The organism is Paralimibaculum aggregatum (genome assembly GCF_030270585.1).
GTDB classification, from domain to species: domain Bacteria; phylum Pseudomonadota; class Alphaproteobacteria; order Rhodobacterales; family Rhodobacteraceae; genus Thermohalobaculum; species Thermohalobaculum aggregatum.
In genome coordinates this window covers 1-1,336 of record NZ_BSYI01000113.1, presented here as the reverse complement: position 1 = coordinate 1,336, position 1,336 = coordinate 1, and the positions used below count along the sequence as shown (strand labels likewise).

Genomic DNA, 1,336 nt, shown 5'->3' with positions numbered 1-1,336 from the left:
TGCGCCCCGGATGTGCGCTGCCTCGTGGTGCGGCGCACCGGCGGCGAGGTGCCGTTCGATCCGGCGCGCGACATCTGGTACCACGACGAGGTCGAGCGCGTGACCGACCACTGCGCGCCGGTGGAGATGAACGCCGAGGACCCGCTGTTCATCCTCTACACCTCCGGCAGCACCGGCAAGCCGAAGGGGGTGGTGCACAGCTCGGGCGGCTATCTCGCCTATGCCTCGATGACGCACCAGTACGTCTTCGACTACCGCCCCGGCGAGATCTACTGGTGCACGGCGGATGTCGGCTGGGTCACCGGGCACTCCTACATCGTCTACGGCCCGCTGGCCAACGGCGCCACCACGCTGATGTTCGAGGGCGTGCCGACCTGGCCGGATGCCGGGCGCTTCTGGCAGGTCTGCGCCAAGCACAAGGTCAACATCTTCTATACCGCGCCGACCGCGATCCGCGCGCTGATGGGCCAGGGCGACGAGCATGTCACGCGGCACGACCTCTCCAGCCTGCGCGTGCTCGGCTCGGTGGGCGAGCCGATCAACCCCGAGGCCTGGCGCTGGTATCACGCGGTGGTCGGCAAGGGCGCCTGCCCGATCGTCGACACCTGGTGGCAGACCGAGACCGGCGGCATCCTGATCTCGCCGCTGCCGGGCGCCACCGCGCTGAAGCCGGGCTCGGCGACGCGGCCCTTCTTCGGCGTGCAGCCCTGCGTGCTCGACGAGAAGGGCGCGGAGATCGAGGCCACCGCCTGCGAGGGCGTGCTGGCGATCAAGGACAGCTGGCCCGGGCAGATGCGCACCGTCTGGGGCGATCATGACCGCTTCGTCTCGACCTATTTCGAGATGTTCAAGGGCTACTACTTCTCCGGCGACGGCTGCCGCCGCGACGCCGACGGCTACTACTGGATCACCGGCCGGGTCGACGACGTGATCAACGTCTCCGGCCACCGCATGGGCACCGCCGAGGTCGAGAGCGCGCTGGTCGCGCATCCGGCGGTCGCCGAGGCCGCGGTGGTCGGCTACCCGCACGAGATCAAGGGCCAGGGCATCTACTGCTACGTGACGCTGATGGCCGGCCACGAGCCCTCCGACGCGCTGCTCAAGGAGCTGCAGAACCATGTCCGCACCGAGATCGGCCCGATCGCCAAGCCGGACGTGATCCAGTGGGCGCCGGGCCTGCCCAAGACCCGCTCCGGCAAGATCATGCGCCGCATCCTGCGCAAGATCGCCGAGAACGAGACCGGCGCGCTCGGCGACACCTCCACCCTCGCCGACCCCGCCGTCGTCGACGACCTCATCGCAAACCGAGCCGTCAAGTAACCAACACACGCCCCCC

General features: G+C 69.3%; 1 protein-coding gene. It reads left to right on the top strand.

Going from position 1 to position 1,336, the window contains the following annotated elements; genetic code table 11:
• Window positions 1-1,320, top strand: a 1,320-nt coding sequence (acs, locus tag QSJ97_RS24510; protein ID WP_285675129.1) for an acetate--CoA ligase, incomplete at its 5' end; no start/stop codon positions are given.
• Between the last annotated feature and the right edge of the window lie 16 nt (window positions 1,321-1,336).